The sequence below is a fragment of the Kocuria oxytropis genome (genome assembly GCF_040981195.1).
GTDB classification, from domain to species: Bacteria; Actinomycetota; Actinomycetes; order Actinomycetales; family Micrococcaceae; genus Kocuria; species Kocuria oxytropis.
Genome location: NZ_JAVFXA010000002.1, coordinates 84,482 through 101,543 on the forward strand (window position 1 = coordinate 84,482; position 17,062 = coordinate 101,543).

A 17,062-nucleotide genomic window follows, 5' to 3' on the forward strand; every position below is an offset into this window, starting at 1 on the left:
CCGCGCCGGCTCAGCGCGGCCCCAGGCCCAGCGGACGGCCGGCGAGCCCGCGCGGGCGGGAACCCAGGGCGCCGGCCACCGAGCGGAGCGCGACCGCGGCGGGCGAGCCCGGCGCCGACCACACGACCGGGCGGCCCGCGTCACCGCCCTCGCGCAGGGCCACGTCGAGGGGCACGGTCCCGAGCAGCGGCACGTCGTAGCCCAGCCGGCGGGTCAGGGACCCGGAGATCCGGGCGCCGCCGCCCGCGCCGAAGAGCTCGAGCACCGTGCCGTCCGGCATCGGCATCCCCGCCATGTTCTCGACCACCCCGGCGACCTTCTGCCCGGTCTGCACCGCCAGGGCGCCGGAGCGCTCCGCGACCTCGACCGCCGCCTGCTGGGGCGTGGAGACCACGAGCACCTCCGCCGAGGGCAGCAGCTGCGCCACGGAGATCGCGATGTCGCCCGTGCCCGGGGGCAGGTCGAGGAACAGGTGGTCCAGGTCGCCGAAGTGCACGTCCGTGAGGAACTGCTCCACGGCGCGGTGGAGCATCGGCCCGCGCCAGGCCACGGGCTGGTCCGGGTCCACGAACATCCCGATCGAGATGACCTTGAGCACCCCGGCGCGCCCGGAGTCCTCCCGGGCCGCCTCGGGGACCTCCACCACGGGGGGCAGGATCATGTCGCCGACCTGCGTGGGCGCCCGGTCGATGCCGAGCAGGCCGGGCACGGAGAAGCCGTGCACGTCCGCGTCGACGATGCCCACCGAGCGGCCCTGCGCGGCCAGCGACGCGGCGAGGTTGACCGTGACCGTCGACTTGCCGACCCCGCCCTTGCCGCTGGTCACGGCGTGCACCCGGGTCAGGGAGGACGGGTCGTTGAAGGGCACGGTCCGGGTGTGGCCCACCCGCTCCTTGAGGGCGGTGCGCTGCTCGGGGGTCATGACCCCGATCCGCACGTCCACGGAGCGCACCCCGTCCACGGTCCCCACGGCGTCCCGGACGTCCTGCTCGATGGTGGAGCGCAGCGGGCATCCGCTGATCGTGAGCAGCACGTGCACGTGGGCGCGGCCGGCGGCGTCGAGCGCGGCGGAGCGGATCATCCCCAGCTCCGTCACGGGCCGGCGCAGCTCGGGGTCGAGCACCCGGTCCAGCGCGGCGCGCAGGGCGGGGTCGAGGGCCTCGGGGGCCAGGACGTCGTCGGGGCGGGGGGTTTCAGGCACGGGGGATCCCTCGGGTCTCGGGGCTGGCGGGGCGGTCGGTGGTCCTGCTCCTGCGGCGGGGGCCACGCCGCGGCGGGGCCCCGGGCTCCTCGGCGTCGGAGGGCTCGTCCTGGGACTCCAGGATCTCCTCGAGCACCGAGCGCAGCTCCGAGCGCACGAAGTCGCGGGTGGCCACGTCCCGCAGCGCGATCCGCAGGGAGGCGATCTCCCGGGTCAGGTACTCGGTGTCGGCGAGGTTCTGCTGCGCCCGGCGCCGGTCCTCCTCCTGGGTCACCCGGTCCCGGTCGTCCTGCCGGTTCTGCGCGAGCAGCAGCAGGGGCGCCGCGTAGGAGGCCTGCAGCGAGAGCATCAGCGTGAGCAGCGTGAAGTTGAGGTCCTTGGAGTCGAACTGCAGCTCCCGGGGGGCGAGGGTGTTCCAGCCCAGCCACAGGGCCACGAACACGGTCATCCACAGCAGGAACTGCGGGGTGCCCATGAAGCGGGCGAAGCCCTCGGTCATCCGCCCGAAGGCGTCCGGGTTCGGCCGGAGCCGGTCCAGCAGCCCCGGCCGGTGCTCGCGAGGCTGGTCGAGCGCGTTGCCGCGGGAGCTGCCGCGGGCGCTGACGCGGGGCCGTCCGGGCTCGCGCTCACTCATACCGCTTGCCCACCTTCCGGATCGGGGTGCCGTCATCGGCGGTGCGCCAGTCCTCGGGCAGCAGGGCGTCGAGCACGTCGTCGATCGTGATCGCCCCGACCACCCGGTCGTGGTCGTTGACCACCGGGATGATGGTGAGGTCGTAGGTCGCGAGCTCCCGGGCCACGTCCTGGAGCGAGGCGAGGTCGGAGACCGGCTCGAGCGAGCGGTCGATCAGGTTGCCCACGGCCTCGGGCGGAGGATAGCGCAGGAGCTTCTGGGTGTGCACCATGCCCAGGTACTTGCCGGTGGGGGTCTCCAGCGGCGGCCGGGAGACGATCACCGCCGCCGCGACGGCGGGGCTGAGCTCCTCCTGGCGGATGTGCGCGAGCGCCTCGGCGACCGTGGCCTCGGGCGGCAGGATGATGGGCACGGGGGTCATGAGCGAGCCGGCCGTGCCCTCCTCGTACTCCAGCAGCCGCCGGACGTCCTCGGCGTCCTCGGGCTGCATGAGCGCCAGCAGCGCCTCGGCCTGGGTGTCGGGCAGCTCGTTGAGCAGGTCGGCGGCGTCGTCGGGCTCCATCTCCTCGAGCACCGTGGCCGCGCGGTCCGGCTCCATGTTGGTGAGGATGTAGACCTGGTCCTCCTCCGGGAGCTCCTCCAGGACGTCCGCGAGCCGGTCGTCCTGGAGCTCGTGCGCGATCTCGAGCATGCGCTTGGCCGACATGTCGTGCAGCTCGTCGGCGAGGTCGGCGGGCTGCTGCTCCTCGTGCGAGGCCACCCACTGGGTGGCCGGCTGGTGGCCCGCGGCGGAGGGGTCCCCCGCGTCCTCCCAGTCGATGATGAGGGTCTCGTTGCGCCGGCGCATCAGGCCGCCGCCGGTGCCGGTGCGGCGCACGAAGAGCTGGGTGATCAGCCAGTCCCCGGTGTTGCGCTTGCGCTCCATCGCCATGTCCTCGACCGTGGCCGAGCCGGAGCCGTCGCGCAGCACCACGGTGCGGTCGAAGACCTCGCCGACGGCCAGGGTCTCCGCTCCGCGCTGCTCGAAGCGGCGCAGGTTCACGAGACCGGTGCTGATGATCTTCTCGGCGTCGATGCTGGTCACCCGGGTCATGGGCACGAACACGCGCTTCTTGCCGAGGACCTCCACCACGAGGCCGACCACGAGGGGGCGCCGGGAGGAGCGGCCGTACCGCGCGCTGCCGCGCATGAGCACGACGACGTCGCGCAACCGGCCCAGACGGTCCCCCAGGGGGTCGAACACGTCGAGACCGATGAGGCGCGCGATGAAGATCTTGTCGATGTGGCTGCTCACCGTACAAGACTACCCACCGGCTCCACGGGGCCGGGGCGGGGCCCCGGACCGGGCGCGGGGCGCGGCGGGACGGGCGGATGGGGGAGAATGGGGCCATGAGTGCGCCACGGTCCCTGCCCCCTGCCAGCCCCGCCGTCCGCGGTCTGCCCCGCGGGGAGGTGATCGGGCGCTACGGCACGTACGCCGATGCGCAGAAGGCGGTGGACCACCTCGCCGACGAGCAGTTCGAGGTGGACCGGATCGCGATCGTCGGCAACGACCTGAAGTCCGTGGAGCAGGTGACCGGCCGGCTCAGCTACCCGAAGGTGGCCGGGCAGGGCGCGCTCAACGGCATGGTCTTCGGCGCGTTCCTGGGACTGATCCTGTCGCTGCTGGGCGGGGAGCAGTGGGTGTCCACGCTGCTCGTGTCGGTCCTGATGGGCGGGGCGTTCTGGATGCTGCTCGCCACGATCACCTACGCGATGCAGCGCGGGAAGCGGGACTTCACCTCGACCAACCAGATCGTCGCCACCTCCTACGACGTGGTGGCGGCCCCCGAGGTGGCCCGGCGCGCCCAGCAGGTGCTGCAGGGGCTGCGGGGTCTGCAGGGGCTGCCGCGGACGGCGCCCGGGCCCTGGCCGCAGCCGGGTGCCCGCCCGGGACCGCAGCACGGCCCGGCGCAGCCGCAGCAGGGCCCGCCCCCGACCCAGCCCGGGGCCGGCGCGCCGTGGCAGCGGCCCTCCGGTGCCCCGGAGCAGGGCCCCGCGCCGGCGGCCCGGCCGGAGGACCGCGGCGGGCAGCCCGCCGGGCCCGGTCCCACCGCGACGTTCCAGGACCTGCCCGACGGGCGGCCCCAGTACGGCATCCGCGTGCCCGCCGGGGACCCGGCCGGCAGCACCGCCGCAGCGGCGCCCGGCCGGCAGGACGACCCCGGGCAGGACCCCGGGGGGCAGGCCGTCCCCGGCCCGGACCGCCGCGGCCAGGACGCCCACCGGGACGACCCCCGGGGGCAGGACTCCGGAGGACCCCGTGCGGGGGACCAGGACTCCGGGGAGCGCGGCGACGCCGGGCAGGAGCCCGGCGGGCCGGCCGCGGGCGGGAGCACGTCCGCCGACGCCTCCCGCTGACGGCCCCGGGGCTCAGCTCGGGTCGACGCCCTCCCGGGCGTGCCACAGGCCCGTCATCCACGCCTCCACCTCGTCGGGGGTGCGGGGCAGCCCGGAGGAGAGGTTGACGTTGCCGTCCTCCGTGATCAGCACGTCGTCCTCGATCCGGACGCCGATCCCGCGGTACTCCTCGGGCACCGCAAGGTCCTCGGCCTTGAAGTACAGGCCCGGCTCGATGGTGAACACCATGCCCGGTTCGATGACCCCGTCCACGTAGAGCTCCCGCTTGGCCTGCGCGCAGTCGTGCACGTCGAGGCCGAGGTGGTGGCTCGTGCCGTGCGGCATCCACCGGCGGTGGTGCTGGCCCTGCGCGGAGAGCGAGACCTCGGCGGGCACGGGCAGCAGGCCCCAGCTCTCCAGGCGCCGGGCCAGGACCTCCATCGCCGCGGCGTGCACGTCGCGGAACCGGTTGCCGGGCACCGCGGCATCGAACGCGGCGTCGGCGGCGTCGAGGACCGCCTGGTAGATCCGCCGCTGCACCTCGGTGTAGCGCCCGTTCACGGGCAGCGTGCGGGTGATGTCCGCGGTGTAGAGGGAGTCGGCCTCCACCCCCGCGTCCACGAGGATCAGCTCCCCGGGGATCACCCTGCCGGTGTTGCGGATCCAGTGCAGGACGGTGGCGTTGTTGCCGCACGCCGCGATGGTGTCGTAGCCGAGGTCGTTGCCGTCCGTGCGGGCGCGGGCGAAGAACGCGCCCTCGACCATGCGCTCGCCGCGGTGGCGGTGGCCCGCTGCCGCCGGGAGCACGTGCACGATGTCGGTGAACCCGGCGATGGTCGCGTCCACGGCCTCGCGCAGCTGTCCCACCTCGTGCTCGTCCTTGACCAGGCGCAGCTCCGAGAGCGCCTCGGCCAGCTCGCCGTCCAGGGCGTCCGAGGCCTCGAGGTCCACCCCGGTGTTGATCCGGGACGTGTCCACCAGGGCGTCGACGTTCAGGTCCACCTCGCGCACGAGCCGCACGCGCAGGCCGCCCAGCGCGGTGGGCCCGGCGTTCTTGGTGACCGCGTCCTCGAGCCCGCCGAGGTCGCGGGTGCGCAGCCCGTAGGCGGTCGCGAGCTCCTCGAGGGTGGGGCGGGGACCGACCCAGAACTCGCCGTTCTTGGCGTCGGCGTAGAACTCCTTCGAGTCCCGGCCGGCCATGGGGTGGAAGTACAGGGTCGCCTCGTGGTGGCCGCCGTCGTCGCCCGCGCCCTCCTCCACGGGCTCGAGCACCAGCACGGCGTCGGGCTCGTGGTCCACGCCCAGCCCCGTGAGGTGCGCGAACGCCGAGTGCGGGCGGAACCGGTAGTCGGTGTCGTTGGAGCGGACCTTCAGCGGCCCGGCGGGGAGCACCAGGCGCTCGCCGGGGAACCGCTCGGAGATCCGCCGCCGCCGCGCGGCGGCGAAGCCGGCCACCGGCAGCCGCTGCACCTCGGTGGGCTCCGGCTCGGCCCACCGGGAGGCCATGAACTCCTGGAAGGCGGGGGAGTCGGGGCGCTGGGAGCGGTTCTCGACGCGGTCCGAGAGCGGCTGCGCGTCGTCCTGGGGTGTCGTGCTGTGCTCTGTCATGATCCCTTTCCTCGTGTCGTCCGTCTCATCGTGCCACGGGAGCCGGCGGGCCGCCCGGCCCCGGCCGGTATCGTGGAGCGGGTGAAGATCGACCTGCACACCCACTCGTCCGACTCCGACGGCACGGAGAGCCCGGCCGACGTCGCCCGTGCCGCGCACGCCGCGGGTCTGGACGTGTTCGCCCTCACCGACCACGACACCACGTCCGGGTGGCGGGCGGCGGGGGACGCCGCCGTGGCCCTGGGCGTCGCGTTCGTCCCCGGGATGGAGATCTCCTGCACCACCGGTGACGGGATCTCGGTGCACCTGCTGAGCTACCTGCACGACCCCGGGGAGCCGGGGCTGCTCGCCGAGGTCGAGTCCTCCCGCTGCTCCCGGCGCACCCGGGCGGAGCGGATGGTCGAGCTGCTCTCCGAGGACTACCCCATCGACTGGGAGGTGGTCCTGGACCACGTGCACGAGGGCGCCACGGTGGGCCGGCCGCACATCGCCGACGCCCTGGTCAGTGCGGGGGTCGTGGAGAACCGCACGGCGGCCTTCGCCTCCGTGCTGCACAGCCGCTCCCGCTACTACGTGCCGCACTACGCGCCGGACCCGGTGCACGCCGTGCGCCTGGTGCGGGCCGCCGGCGGCGTGCCCGTGTTCGCCCACCCGCTCGCCGAGGCCCGCGGGCGCGTGGTCGGCCCCGAGGTCTTCGAGGCGATGATCGACGCCGGTCTGGGCGGGCTCGAGGTCGCCCACCGGGACAATCCCGACGAGGCCCGGGCCCGCCTCGTGCGGATGGCCTCCGAGCACGACCTCGTGGTCACCGGCTCGAGCGACTACCACGGGGCCGGCAAGCCCAACCGGCTGGGCGAGAACCTCACCTCCGTCCAGTCGCTCGTGCGGATCGAGGAGCAGGCGACCTCGGGCGTGTCCGTGCGCTATCCCTGAGCCCCCGCCGCCCCGGGTTCTACCACCCGGCGGCCGCCGCCACGCCCTGCCCGACCCGCTGGGGGTGGTGAGATCGCTCACGTCGGGCCTCGTGCCCCGAGGCCCGTTCTGCCCCGTCACGACGGGCCGGAACGGCCGTTCCGGGGGCCGGCGCCGCCCCCGGCCGGCCGTCGGCCGTGTGTTACGTTCGCCCAGGCCGCTCCCGGACGTGCGTCGACGCAGCAACGCCCGCCGCGCGGCACCCTCCTGATCAGCCGGCGGCCGGCGCCCCGCAGTGCCCTCCGCCCCGACGAAAGGACCTGCATGCCGCCCGCCGCCGGTGACGCGCCCTTCGGCCTCCTCCTGACCCTCGGTCTCCTCGTGCTCTTCTACGGGGGGACCTTTCTCATGTCCGTGCGCATCGGGCACAAGAAGGAGAACGCGGACAGCTACATGACGGCCGGGCACGGGGTCGGCTTCGGCGTCTCCGCCGCGTCCATGACGGCGACCTGGATCTGGGCGTCCTCGATGTACGCCTCGGTCACCTCGGGCTACACCTACGGGATCTCGGGCCCCATCCACTACGGGCTCTGGGGCGCCCTGATGATCCTGTTCATCTATCCGTTCGGCCGCCGCATCCGCGCGGTCGCCCCGCACGCCCACACCCTGGCCGAGGTCATGTACGCCCGCCACGGCCGCTCGAGCCAGCTCATGCTGGCCGGCTCCAACGTGGTGGGCAGCGTCATCAGCCTGATGTCCAACTTCATCGCCGGCGGCGCGCTCATCTCGATGCTCTCCCCGTTCGGCTTCGTGCAGGGCGTGCTCGTCATCGCCGCGGGCGTGCTGCTGTACACCCTGTGGTCCGGCTTCCGGGCCTCGGTGCTGACCGACTTCGCGCAGGTCGTGGCGATGCTCGGCGCCGTGGTGGTCATCGTCCCGGCGCTGTTCCTCCTGCTGGGCGGGCCGGCGCTGTTCACGGAGGGCGCCGGGAACCTGACGCCCCAGCAGGGCACCTTCTTCTCCGGCGACGCGTTCCTCAACCAGGGCGCCCCGTACATCGCGGCCGTGCTGGCCTACGCGATCGGCAACCAGACCATCGCCCAGCGCCTGTTCGCCGTGCGCGAGGACCTCATCAAGCCGACCTTCGTCACCGCCACGATCGGCTACGGCGCGACCATCATCGGCATCGGCATGATCGGCGTGCTCGCCCTCTACGCCGGGCTCGAGCCCGCCGGCGGCGACACCAACAACCTGCTCCCGCAGGTCGCCGCCGGCTACCTGCCCGGCATCCTGCTGGCCGTGTTCTTCGTCATGGTCATCGGCTCGCTGTCCTCCACCGCCGACTCCGACCTCTCGGCGCTCTCCTCGATCACCATGGCGGACATCTACGGCCAGGGCGTGCGGCGCCGCGGCCGCCGGGCCGACCCGCGGACCATGCTGCTCGTCGGCCGGCTGACCATGCTGGTCGCCACGGTCGTGGCCGTGGTGTTCGCGAGCCTGCAGCTGAACATCCTCGACCTGCTGGTGTTCGTGGGCGCGCTCTGGGGCGCGCTGGTGTTCCCCGTCATCGCCAGCTTCTACTGGGGCAGGGTCACCAACAGGGCGTTCACCGTCTCGGTGCTGGCGGCGCTCGCCGCGTTCCTGCCCGTGCGCTTCGGGGCCCTGCCCGCCGCCGGGCCGCTGCCGCTGCTCGCGGAGGTGCTGGCCGTGGTGGGCGTGGGCGTGGTGCTCGGCCTGATGGTCTTCGGCTTCCTGGGCACCCGCCCCGCCCTGGTCGTCGGGGTGCTGGCCGCGCTCGTCTCGGCACCGTTCGTGCTGGGCTTCCTGCGCGACTACGAGGCCCTCACGGGCTCCCTGGTCGCCTACGCGGTCAGCACGGTGGTGTGCTGGGCGATGTCCGTGCGCCACCGCGACGACTTCGACTTCGACTCGATCCGGCGGCGCACCGGTGACTTCACCGACGACGCCGAGCCCCGCGCCGAGGACGCCCTCACCGGCGCCCGCGGCGCGCACTGAACCCCACGACCCCGGAAAGGACACCCATGTCCGCGTTCGCCCTCACCGTCTACGTCCTCGTCTGGCCCCTCCTGGTCGCCGGCACGCTCGCCGTGATCTGCACGGCCTTCGGCCGGGAGGCGGCCCGGGCCCGGCGCGAGGGGCACGACCTCGTCTGAGCCCCTACCCGGTCCCCGGAGGCCGCGGGCCCGGACCGCACCGTGCGGTCCGGGCCCGCGGCCGTCACCGGGGCCGTCCCGCGCTCAGTCCCACACGGTCGCCCCCGGCAGGCGCGCGCGCATGACCTCGACCGCCTCCGGGTTGCGGTCCACGCACACGAAGCGGCGGTCCAGCTGCGCCGCGGCCGCGCCGAGCGTGCCCGAGCCGGCGAAGAAGTCCAGCACCCAGTCCCCCCGGGCGGAGCTGGCGGCGACCATCCGCCGCACGAGGCCCACGGGCTTCTGCGTGGGGTAGCCGGTCTTCTCCCGGCCCGTGGGGGAGACGATCGTGTGCCACCACACGTCGGTGGGGAGCTTGCCCAGCCGCACCTTCTCCGGGGTCACCAGCCCGGGGGCCATGTACGGCTCCCGGTCCACCTCGGCGCTGTCGAACAGGTAGCGTCCCGGGTCCTTGACGTACACCAGGACGTTGTCGTGCTTGGCGGGCCACCGGCGCCGGGAGCGCCCGCCGTAGTCGTAGGCCCAGATGATCTCGTTGAGGAAGCACTCCCGGCCGAAGATCGCGTCCAGCATCACCTTCGCGTAGTGCACCTCGCGGTAGTCCAGGTGCAGGTACAGCGTGCCGTCGTCGGCGAGCACCCGCCACGCCTGCCGCAGCCGGGGCTCCAGGAACCCCCAGTAGTCGGCGAACGCGTCGTCATAGCTGCGCAGGGCCCCGAGCACGGTGGTGTAGGAGCGGCCGGCGAACCCGGTGCGGTCGCCCGCCCCCGCCGCCGCCGGGGTCACGGTCGACTCCCGGCGGCGCTGGGTGCGGCCCGTGTTGAAGGGCGGGTCCACGTAGATCATGCGGAAGGCCCCGTCGGGCAGCCGCCGCAGGAGATCCAGGTTCTCCGCGGCGACCACCGCGTCGGGGCCCTCGGCGTCGAAGACGAAGGGGCTCACTCGCCGGCGGTGCCGCTCTGCTCCTGCCGGGCCCCGCCGTTGGTGCCGCCGCCGCGCCGGCGCCGGCGCCGGCGGGTGGTGCCGTCCGCGCTGCGCTCCACGGAGGTCTCCCGGGCGCGCTCGCCCGCGGCGGCCGGGGCCGCCGTGGTCTCCCGCGGCGCACCCGCCCCGGCGTCGTCGCGGCGGGCGCGGCCCGTCCCGCGGCCGCCGCCGCGCGACCCGCCGCGGCTCTCCCCGCGGTCCCCGCCGCGGCCGTCACGGCGGCGGGAGTCGCCGCGATCGCGCGACCGCCCGTCCCCGCGCGGGCCGCCCTTGCGCCCGCCGGGCTCGCCGAGGTCCTCGAGCACCTCGGCCCCGAGCCCCTCGTGGGTGCGCTTGGACCGGGGCAGCCGGCCCTTGGTGCCCTTCGGGATGCTCAGCTCCTCGTACAGGTGCTCCGAGGAGGAGTAGGTCTCGCGGGGCTCGGGGATGCCGAGCTCCAGGGCCTTGTCGATCAGCCGCCAGCGCGGGACGTCGTCCCAGTCCACGAAGGTCACGGCGGTGCCCTTGTTGCCGGCGCGGCCGGTGCGCCCGGTCCGGTGCAGATAGGTCTTCTCGTCCTCGGGGCACTGGAAGTTGATGACGTGGGTGACGTCCTCCACGTCGATGCCGCGCGCGGCGACGTCCGTGGCCACGAGAACGTCGACCTTGTTGTTGCGGAACGCGCGCAGCGCCTGCTCGCGCGCGCCCTGGCCCAGGTCGCCGTGCAGCGGGGCGGCGGCGAAGCCGCGGGCGATCAGCTCGTCCGCGAGCTTGGCCGCGGCCCGCTTCGTCTTGGTGAACACGATGGTGCGGCCCCGGCCCTCGGCCTGCAGGATCCGGGCCACGACCTCGTCCTTGTCGAGATGGTGGGCCCGGTAGACCACCTGGCGGATGTCCTTCTTGGTGGCGCCCTCGTCCGGGGCCGCCGCCCGGATGTGCATCGGCTTGGTCATGTAGCGGCGCGCCATGGCCACCACGGGACCGGGCATCGTCGCGGAGAAGAGCATGGTCTGGCGGACCTCGGGCACCGCCGAGAGCAGCTTCTCGACGTCGGGCAGGAACCCGAGGTCGAGCATCTCGTCGGCCTCGTCGAGCACCACGGCGCGCACGGCGGAGAGGTCGAGGTGCCGCTGCCGGTTGAGGTCGATGAGCCGGCCGGGGGTGCCGACCACGACCTCCACGCCCGCCTGCAGCTCCTCGATCTGCGGCTCGTAGGCGCGGCCGCCGTAGATGGTCGCGACCCGGGCGTTGCGGGTCCGCGCGGCGGTCGCCAGGTCGTGCCCGACCTGGACGGCGAGCTCGCGGGTGGGCACCACGATCAGCGCCTGCGGGGCGCCGGGCTTCGCCAGCCGGTCCCACCCGGCGTCGCCGCGGCCCACGACCCGCTGGACCACGGGGATGCCGAAGCCGAGGGTCTTGCCGGTGCCGGTCTTGGCCTGGCCGATGATGTCCTGGCCGGACAGCGCCACCGGCAGGGTCATGGCCTGGATGGGGAAGGGGTGGACGATGCCCTCGGCCGCGAGGGAGTCCACGATGTCCTGGCGGACCCCGAACTCGGCGAAGTCCTGGGGCAGCGGCTCGGGGTGCTCGGTGGTCTCGACGACCACCTCGGGGGTGTCCGCGAGGTCGGCACCGGGCACGGAGGCCTCCGGTGCGGTGTCGGTGATGTAGTCGGTCACGGTCGGTTTCCTTCGTTCGGGCACGCCCGGTGCGGGGAGGGGACCGGGGTCCGGCCTCCGGGCCGCCGTGCCGGCGGCCGCCGGGGGTGCGTTGGGTGGAAGCCGATCGTGAGCGTGCGCCGCCTCGACCGGGCGGGCCACGGGAGCGTGGCGCCCGGATCCGGTCCTGCGCGAGGCCGCCGTGCGGGGCCTGGCCGCGGGGAGCGGGGGCGAGAAGGTGTCTGTCGTTCGTGGGATCGCGGGTACGACCGGTCATCCAGTGCGCTTAACAGTGTAGCCCGACGACCGCGCACCATCCGTGCGGTCGCCGGGCCGGGTCCGCCGTGGCCGGCGGACGGGGTCTCAGTCGTCCTTCGTGAAGGGCATGAACCCCACCGGGCGCTTCTGCTCGGCGCCGACGGCGGCGTAGCCGATGGCGCCGCCGGGGACGACCGTCACGTTGCCCTTGGTGTCCGTCAGCGTCAGCGGGGACCCGGCGGAGACCGCCGCGGTGATCAGCTCCACGGCCTCCGGCGCCTCGAGGGCGGACTCGACGACGATCTCCCGGGCGACGTGCTGGACACCGATCTTGATTTCCATGGTTCCTCCTGGACGGGGCTGCGGTCTTCGTCCCGGCCAGTCTAGGAGTCCGCTACTGCCAGTCCTCGTCGATGATGGAGATTCCGCCCCAAGCTAAACGGAAGATCTGGCGCTGGGCCTCCGCCCGCCCGCCGGTGCCCGGGTTGCGGATCCAGTGCACCGCGGCCGTCTGCGCCATGCCGGTGAGGGAGCGGGAGACGAGCACCGCGTGCGGGTGGCTCAGCCCCGCGTTGGGCCCGAGGACCCCGGCGATCGAGTCGGCCACGGCCAGGTGGAAGTTCTCGAAGCGCTCCGCGACCTCGGGGTCCGCCAGCAGGTCCGACTCGAAGATCAGCCGGTGGGCCTCCGGGTTGGCCTCCACGAAGCCGAAGTACACGTCCAGCATGGACTCGACCCGCTCGCGGTTGACGTCGCTGGCCTGCAGCGCGGAGACGAGCCCGGCCGAGAGCTCCTGGAGGTAGTGGTCCACGAGGGCGAGGTAGAGCTCCCGCTTGCCGGGGAAGTGCTGGTACAGGACGGGCTTGCTCACCTGCGCGGCGTCGGCGATGTCGTCCATGGACGAGCCGTGGTAGCCGTTCGAGGAGAACACGGTCAGGGCCGTCTCGAGCAGCTGCCGTCGGCGGGCCTCGCGCGGGAGGCGCGCGGGGCGGCCTCTCCTGGTCTCAGTGGTCATGAACCGCTCCTCCTCAACCGGCCGGCGGCGCCGGCCGAACGACTGCCGGCCTACCCCGCCTGCGGGCGCCGGGTGTCCTGCGCCGGCCCGGCGGCCGGGGGACCGGTCCGCTCCGCGGCGGGCGCGGGGACCTCGATCCCGTACAGCGCCGCGAGACCGGTGATGTACTCGTCCTGCCGGCCCTGCGCGGCGAGCTCGCGCGCGCGGACGGTGGGGGTGTGCAGGAGGGAGCGCACCATGCGGCGCATCGCGAGCTCGATCTGCTCCTGCGCCGCCGTGCACCCGTGGTGGGAGGTGACCTTCGCGAGCTCGGCGTCCAGGACGGCCATGGTGTGCTTGCGCAGGGCGACGATCGCGGCGTCCATGTCCCGGGCCTCCTGGCTCGCGGTGAACTCCTGGGCGGCGCGCTCGACGATTCCGCTCGCGGCCTCGACGGACTCCCGGGTCTCCTCCGGGGCGGCCAGGCGCACCGACTCGAGGGAGATGAGCTCCACCCCGGGCAGGTCCGCCACGGCGGGGTCGAAGTCCCGGGTCAGGGCGAGGTCCACCACCGTGCGGGGCCCGGCCGGGAACGCGGCGGCTCCCATGGGGGCGGCACCGCCGCTGCAGCCGATGACCACGTCGGCGCGCTCCAGGGCGGCGGCCAGCCCCTCGCCGTCCACCGGCGTGCCGCCGCGGTTCTCGGTGAACTGCTCGGCGCGGCCCGAGGCCGAGTACACCTCGATGTCGGCGCACCCGCGGTCGCGCAGGGCCGCCATGGTGGCCCCCGCGTAGGCGCCCGTGCCGAAGACGAGGGCCCGGCGGGACGGCCAGGTGCCGGCCGTGACGTCGTCGGCCAGGTCCAGGGCCACGGAGACGATGGAGCGGCCGCGCTCGCCGAGCGCGGTCTGGGTGCCCACCTTCCGGGCGGTGCGGGCGGCGGCCTCGAACAGCCGCAGCAGCGTCCCGGAGACGGTGCCCGCCTGCTGGGCGTCGTTGAGGGCCCGCCGGACCTGCCCGGTGATCTCGCGCTCGCCCACCACGGCGGACTCCAGCCCGGAGACCACGGTGAACAGGTGGCGGGCCGCGCCCGAGTCGGTGAACGCGCGCAGGGAGCCGGCCACGAACTCGGGGTCGAGCCCGGCGCGGGAGCCGATCTGCTCCGCGAGCTCGGCGAGGACCCGGTCCAGCGCCGCCCCGGGGGAGGTGCCCGGGACGTCCTCGAGCTCGCCGTAGATCTCGAGCCGGTTGCACGTAGAGAGCGTCACGGCGCCCCGCAGGGGACCGCCGCGGACCATCTCCTCGGACAGCCCGAGCGCACCGGTGCTCAGACGGGCAACGGTGTTCAGATCGACGTTCTGATGAGAGGCGACGAGAGCGAAGAGGACCACAGTGCACCCATCCTAGACGGTCGCCGCCGATCCGTGGCTCGGTGACGTGCGAGAGAAGACTCACCCCCGCCGTCGAGCCCGCGCCCCGGCCCCGCTGACGCTGCGTCGGCAAACGACGTCGGTGTTCCTTGGCACAATGGGAGCACTATGCCTACCACCCCTGAGACGGCGAGCACGCCGGACACGTCGACCGCAGCCGCTCCCGGGCACCCCACGGGCGGCACCCACCCCTCGACGGCGTTCCGGCGCCTGACCGGATCGCTCGGCGCGCTGCCGCAGGGCCATCCGCTGCGCGCGGCCGGCACGCTGGACGCCCCGCTGCTGCAGGCCCTCACCGGCCGCGCCCCCGACCGCCGCCCGGTGTGGTTCATGCGGCAGGCGGGCCGGTCGCTGCCCGAGTACCGCTCCCTGCGCCAGGGCACCGCGATGCTCGACGCGTGCCTGGACCCCGCGATGGCCGCGGAGATCACGCTCCAGCCGGTCCGCCGGCACGACGTCGACGCCGCGATCTTCTTCTCCGACATCGTCGTTCCCATGCGCGTGGCCGGTGTGGACGTCGAGATCGTCCCGGGCCGCGGGCCGGTGCTGGAGCGCCCCGTGCGCACGGCCGCCGACGTCGCCGCGCTGCCCGAGCTCGCCGAGGCCGCCCTGGACCCGATCCGGGAGGCCGTCGCCCGCACCGTCGCGGAGCTCGGCCCGACCCCGCTCATCGGCTTCGCCGGCGCGCCGTTCACCGTGGCGGCCTACATGGTCGAGGGCGGCCCCTCCCGGGACCACCTGCTGCCGCGCACGATGATGCACGCCGACCCGGCGGCCTGGCGGGCGCTCGCCGAGTGGGCGGCCCGCACGTCCGGGGCGTTCCTGCGCGCCCAGGTCGAGGCCGGCGCCTCCGCCGTGCAGCTCTTCGACTCCTGGGCCGGCTCCCTGTTCCTGGACGACTACACCGGGCACGTCCTGGAGCACTCGGCGGCCGCGCTGCGGGCCGTCGAGGACCTCGCCGTGCCCCGCGTGCACTTCGGGACGGGCACCGGTGAGCTCCTCGCCGCGATGCGGGACGCCGGCGCGGACGCCGTGGGTGTGGACTACCGGCTCCCGCTCGCGGAGGCCAACCGCCGGCTCGGCGGGTCCACCGTGCTCCAGGGCAACATCGACCCGGCCCTGCTCGCCGCGCCCTGGCCCGTGCTCGCCGAGCACGTGCGCGAGGTGCTGCGCGGCGGCGCGGCGGCCCCGGGCCACGTCGTCAACCTGGGCCACGGTGTCCCGCCGGGCACCGACCCCCAGGTGCTCACGGACCTCGTGTCCTTCGTGCACGACCAGCCGCTGGAGCAGTCCCCGGGCGGTGGCCGGCCGTGAGCGCGGAGCCGGACGCCGCGGCCCCCCGGCGGACTCCGCCCCGCTCCGCCCTCGTGGTGGGCGGCGGCATCTCCGGGCTGGTCGCCGCCCGTGATCTCGCCGCCCGCGGGCTGCGGGTCACCCTGGTCGAGGCCGAGGACCACCTGGGCGGGGCGGTCGGCGCCCACCAGGTGGCGGGCCTCGTGCTGGACTCGGGCGCCGAGTCCTTCGCGACCCGCTCCCGGGCCGTCCCCGAGCTCCTGGAGGAGCTCGGCCTCGGCGAGCGCGTGGTGCACCCCAACCGCTCCGGGTCGTGGCTGTTCCTGCCCGACGGCGCCGTGCCCGCGCCCGACTCCGGGATCCTGGGCATCCCCGCGGACCCCACGGCGCCCCGGCTGCGGGCGGCGCTGGGCCGCGCCGGCATGCTGCGCGCCGGCCTCGACCGCCGGCTGCCGGCCTTCGTCGGGATGACCGAGCGCTCCCTCGGCGGTCTCGTCCGGGCCCGGATGGGGGACCGGGTCGTCGACCGGCTCGTGGCGCCGTTCGCCACGGGCGTGCACTCCGCCCACCCCGACGACCTCGACGTCGACGCCGTGGCCCCCGGCCTGCGCCGGGCCCTGCGCGAGCACGGCTCCCTCGGTGCCGCGGCGGGCGCCCTGCGCCGCGCCGCGCCGGCCGGGGCGAACGTGGCCGGGCTGCGCGGCGGGATGAACGCGCTGTCCGAGACGCTCGTGCACGACCTCGAGCGGACGGGCGTGAAGCTCGTCACCGGCTACGACGTGATCGCCCTCGACCGCGACCCGCGGCGCGAGGGCTGGATGGTGATCCAGCGCCAGCCGCGCCACGGGCACAAGACGGCCGTGGCCCGCGGGGAGCTGCTCGTGCTGGCCACCGACGGCACGACCGCCGTCCGGCTCCTCGCCGGGCACGAGCACGAGCTCCAGCGCTTCGCCCCCCAGGCCGGGCCGCAGGTGGCCCTGGCCACGCTCGTGCTCGACGAGCCGCGGCTCGACGGCGCCCCCCGGGGCACCGGCCTGCTCGTGAGCGAGGACGCCCGCGGCGTGCGCGCCAAGGCCCTGACCCACGCCAGCGCCAAGTGGGACTGGGTCCGGGAGGCCGCCGGTCCCGGCCGGCACGTGCTGCGGCTCTCCTACGGGCGCGCGCAGCCCGACGCCTCGGCGGTCCCGCCCGAGGTGGCCCTGCCCGACGACCAGCTGATCCGGCTGGCCCTCTCGGACGCCTCCACCCTCCTGGGGATGCCGCTGCGGCCCGGCCAGCTCGCCGGCGCGGACGTCGTGCGCTGGCGCTCCGCGCTGCCCCGCGCCGGCGTGGGCCACGCCCGGCGCGTCGCCGAGTTCCGCCGGGCGCTGTCCGTGCTGCCCGACGCCGTCGCCGTCGGCGGGTGGCTCGCGGGCACGGGCCTCGCCTCCGTCGTCGCCGACACCCGATCCCAGGTCCGCGCGCTGCTCGCCGAGGCGGGCGTCCCGGACCCCGCCGCGCCGGCCGGCCCCGAGCCGGCGCGCACCCCACCGACCAGCACCCGACGAAAGGACTGAGC

Annotated in this window: 15 protein-coding genes; 6 read left to right on the forward strand and 9 right to left on the reverse strand. The window is 74.9% G+C overall.

Annotated features, from left to right (window positions below; all coding sequences use genetic code 11):
* Positions 1-10: 10 nt before the first annotated feature.
* Genes QYM41_RS02830 through QYM41_RS02840 form a run of 3 tightly spaced genes read right to left on the reverse strand, consistent with a single transcriptional unit; the run spans position 11 to position 3,129 of the window.
* Entirely contained in the window at positions 11-1,201 is a 1,191-nt protein-coding gene (locus tag QYM41_RS02830; protein WP_368798221.1) for an Mrp/NBP35 family ATP-binding protein, read from the reverse strand.
* Positions 1,194-1,835: a DUF1003 domain-containing protein gene (locus tag QYM41_RS02835; protein ID WP_368798222.1), complete on the reverse strand. Its 642-nt coding sequence runs from the start codon at positions 1,833-1,835 to the stop codon at positions 1,194-1,196. Before QYM41_RS02835 ends, QYM41_RS02830 begins: the two co-directional genes overlap by 8 nt.
* Complete coding sequence (locus tag QYM41_RS02840) at positions 1,828-3,129, reverse strand: magnesium transporter MgtE N-terminal domain-containing protein (protein WP_368798223.1); 1,302 nt, start codon at positions 3,127-3,129, stop codon at positions 1,828-1,830. The genes QYM41_RS02835 and QYM41_RS02840 overlap by 8 nt, the downstream gene beginning before the upstream one ends.
* A 95-nt stretch (positions 3,130-3,224) precedes the next feature.
* Between QYM41_RS02840 and QYM41_RS02845 the strand changes: the two genes are divergently transcribed.
* On the forward strand, positions 3,225-4,235 hold the full coding sequence (locus QYM41_RS02845; RefSeq protein ID WP_368798224.1) for a YflT domain-containing protein: 1,011 nt from the start codon (positions 3,225-3,227) through the stop codon (positions 4,233-4,235).
* A gap of 12 nt (positions 4,236-4,247) precedes the next feature.
* On the opposite strand, the gene QYM41_RS02850 is transcribed toward QYM41_RS02845, so the two are convergent.
* Positions 4,248-5,822: an aminopeptidase P family protein gene (locus QYM41_RS02850; protein ID WP_368798225.1), complete on the reverse strand. Its 1,575-nt coding sequence runs from the start codon at positions 5,820-5,822 to the stop codon at positions 4,248-4,250.
* Positions 5,823-5,903: 81 nt separating this feature from the next.
* Here QYM41_RS02850 and QYM41_RS02855 point away from each other — a divergent pair, with 81 nt between their 5' ends.
* The 3 genes from QYM41_RS02855 (at position 5,904) to QYM41_RS02865 (ending at position 8,908) form a co-directional block, all read left to right on the forward strand.
* Complete coding sequence (locus QYM41_RS02855; protein ID WP_368798226.1) at positions 5,904-6,755, forward strand: PHP domain-containing protein; 852 nt, start codon at positions 5,904-5,906, stop codon at positions 6,753-6,755.
* Between the two features lie 303 nt (positions 6,756-7,058).
* Positions 7,059-8,750, forward strand: coding sequence for a sodium:solute symporter family transporter (locus QYM41_RS02860; protein WP_368798227.1), 1,692 nt, complete (start codon positions 7,059-7,061; stop codon positions 8,748-8,750).
* A gap of 26 nt (positions 8,751-8,776) precedes the next feature.
* Entirely contained in the window at positions 8,777-8,908 is a 132-nt protein-coding gene (locus QYM41_RS02865; RefSeq protein WP_368798228.1) for a putative transporter small subunit, read from the forward strand.
* Between the two features lie 84 nt (positions 8,909-8,992).
* Here the strand turns inward: QYM41_RS02865 and QYM41_RS02870 are convergent, their stop codons facing one another.
* The 5 genes from QYM41_RS02870 to QYM41_RS02890 form a co-directional block, all read right to left on the reverse strand.
* Positions 8,993-9,850: a DNA-methyltransferase gene (locus QYM41_RS02870; protein WP_368798229.1), complete on the reverse strand. Its 858-nt coding sequence runs from the start codon at positions 9,848-9,850 to the stop codon at positions 8,993-8,995.
* Positions 9,847-11,550, reverse strand: a complete 1,704-nt coding sequence (locus tag QYM41_RS02875; RefSeq protein ID WP_438612538.1) for a DEAD/DEAH box helicase — start codon at positions 11,548-11,550, stop codon at positions 9,847-9,849. The genes QYM41_RS02870 and QYM41_RS02875 overlap by 4 nt, the downstream gene beginning before the upstream one ends.
* 342 nt (positions 11,551-11,892) lie before the next feature.
* Positions 11,893-12,129 (reverse strand): DUF3107 domain-containing protein, encoded by a 237-nt coding sequence (locus tag QYM41_RS02880; protein ID WP_058874809.1) that lies wholly within the window; start codon positions 12,127-12,129, stop codon positions 11,893-11,895.
* A gap of 52 nt (positions 12,130-12,181) precedes the next feature.
* Complete coding sequence (locus QYM41_RS02885) at positions 12,182-12,802, reverse strand: TetR/AcrR family transcriptional regulator (RefSeq protein WP_368798230.1); 621 nt, start codon at positions 12,800-12,802, stop codon at positions 12,182-12,184.
* Between the two features lie 50 nt (positions 12,803-12,852).
* Positions 12,853-14,172, reverse strand: coding sequence for a glutamyl-tRNA reductase (locus QYM41_RS02890; protein ID WP_368798231.1), 1,320 nt, complete (start codon positions 14,170-14,172; stop codon positions 12,853-12,855).
* Between the two features lie 147 nt (positions 14,173-14,319).
* Between QYM41_RS02890 and hemE the strand changes: the two genes are divergently transcribed.
* Entirely contained in the window at positions 14,320-15,525 is a 1,206-nt protein-coding gene (gene hemE / locus QYM41_RS02895; RefSeq protein WP_368798232.1) for a uroporphyrinogen decarboxylase, read from the forward strand.
* Positions 15,522-17,060 (forward strand): protoporphyrinogen oxidase, encoded by a 1,539-nt coding sequence (gene hemG / locus QYM41_RS02900; protein WP_368798233.1) that lies wholly within the window; start codon positions 15,522-15,524, stop codon positions 17,058-17,060. Before hemE ends, hemG begins: the two co-directional genes overlap by 4 nt.
* The last annotated feature ends 2 nt before the right edge of the window (positions 17,061-17,062 follow it).

What these genes read in the sequence shown, in the direction of transcription:
- QYM41_RS02835 (WP_368798222.1), bottom strand. Translation starts at nt 1,835, where the DNA reads ATGAGTGAGCGCGAGCCCGGACGGCCCCGCGTCAGCGCCCGCGGCAGC.
- QYM41_RS02845 (WP_368798224.1), top strand. Translation starts at nt 3,225, where the DNA reads ATGAGTGCGCCACGGTCCCTGCCCCCTGCCAGCCCCGCCGTCCGCGGT.
- QYM41_RS02850 (WP_368798225.1), bottom strand. Translation starts at nt 5,822, where the DNA reads ATGACAGAGCACAGCACGACACCCCAGGACGACGCGCAGCCGCTCTCG.
- QYM41_RS02860 (WP_368798227.1), top strand. Translation starts at nt 7,059, where the DNA reads ATGCCGCCCGCCGCCGGTGACGCGCCCTTCGGCCTCCTCCTGACCCTC.
- QYM41_RS02865 (WP_368798228.1), top strand. Translation starts at nt 8,777, where the DNA reads ATGTCCGCGTTCGCCCTCACCGTCTACGTCCTCGTCTGGCCCCTCCTG.
- QYM41_RS02880 (WP_058874809.1), bottom strand. Translation starts at nt 12,129, where the DNA reads ATGGAAATCAAGATCGGTGTCCAGCACGTCGCCCGGGAGATCGTCGTC.
- QYM41_RS02885 (WP_368798230.1), bottom strand. Translation starts at nt 12,802, where the DNA reads ATGACCACTGAGACCAGGAGAGGCCGCCCCGCGCGCCTCCCGCGCGAG.
- hemE (WP_368798232.1), top strand. Translation starts at nt 14,320, where the DNA reads ATGCCTACCACCCCTGAGACGGCGAGCACGCCGGACACGTCGACCGCA.